This is a genomic window from Pseudoxanthomonas sp. LjRoot204_2 (assembly GCF_056175765.1).
On the sequence record NZ_JBGFFG010000671.1, the window covers coordinates 1 to 1,268 of the forward strand.

At 66.3% G+C, this 1,268-nt stretch carries 2 protein-coding genes; both read left to right on the forward strand.

Annotated features, from left to right (window positions below; all coding sequences use genetic code 11):
• Nucleotides 1–14 precede the first annotated feature (14 nt).
• Entirely contained in the window at nt 15–782 is a 768-nt protein-coding gene (locus tag AC04L7_RS18975; protein WP_475513742.1) for a 3-hydroxybutyrate dehydrogenase, read from the forward strand.
• A gap of 10 nt (nt 783–792) precedes the next feature.
• The gene (locus AC04L7_RS18980; RefSeq protein ID WP_435999223.1) at nt 793–1,248 is read left to right on the forward strand and encodes a hypothetical protein; all 456 of its coding nucleotides are present in this window, start codon (nt 793–795) and stop codon (nt 1,246–1,248) included.
• Nucleotides 1,249–1,268: the final 20 nt, after the last annotated feature.

The window sequence follows — 1,268 nt, forward strand, 5'->3', positions numbered from 1 at the left end:
ACGCAGGAGCCCCCATGCAGAAGACCCACACCCTCCTCATCACCGGCGCGGCCAGCGGTATCGGCGCCGGCATCGCGGCCCAGCTTGCCGAAGCGGGCCGCCACGTCATCGTCAGCGACCTCAACCTGGCGGCCGCCGAGACGGTCGCGGCGCAAATCCGCGCCGACGGTGGTTCGGCAGAAGCCGTCGCGCTGGACGTCACCTCCCAGGACAGCATCGATGCCRCGCTCGCGGCGGTCTCGCGCCCCATCGACGTGCTGGTCAACAACGCCGGCCTGCAGCATGTGTCGCCGCTGGAGGACTTCCCCATCGAAAAGTGGGACTTCCTCGTGCAGGTGATGCTGGTCGGCGTGGCCCGCCTGACCCGCGCCGTGCTGCCGGGCATGCGCGAACGCGGCTTCGGCCGCATCGTCAACATCGGCAGCATCCATGCGCTGGTCGCCAGCCCGTACAAGAGCGCCTACGTGGCCGCCAAGCACGGCCTGGTCGGTTTCTCCAAGGTGCTCGCGCTGGAAACCGCCGACACCGACATCACCATCAACACCGTCTGCCCCAGCTACGTGAAGACGCCGCTGGTGGACAAGCAGATCGCCGACCAGGCGCGCACGCGCGGCATCTCCGAGGCCGACGTGGTCAGCCAGGTGATGCTGAAGCCGATGCCAAAGGGTGTCTTCATCGGCCTGGACGAACTGGCCGGCATCACCGCCTTCCTCACCTCACCGGCCGCGCGCAACATCACCGGACAGACGATCGTGGTGGATGGCGGCTGGACCGTGCAGTGAGCATCGGACATTGAAGATCCGCGTCCCGTCGAGAACATGCAGCCTGCTTGCGATCATCGTGCTCGCAGCCTGTAGCGAATCGACGCCGGAACATCCGCTTCGCATCGAGCTCGGACGTCTGTCCGGCTCTCAGGCCAAAGCCTGCGGCTGGGTCGCCGCAGGAGGGGAAACAGACGCAGGTTGGGCCTGTGCCCAAGCGGCCGATGCCGCCGGGCAAGCGTTCTGGTTTGCAATCCAGGGACGCGGCGTCGACTCCGAGGTGTGGGACGCGATTGGACGCGACGCGCACGGCATGCGTTACCACCTGCAATACGACTCCAATCCCTATGGCGAAGCGTCGCTGATGCCTCGCTACTTCCGCGACACCTGCCTTGGGGCGTTCCGCCTGAGGAAAGACGAGAGCACCCGACTCGGGTGTTCAAGGGCAAGGATCGAGACTCGCCAGATGCAGGCACCCGCCCAATGACTTACGCAGAATGCCCAACC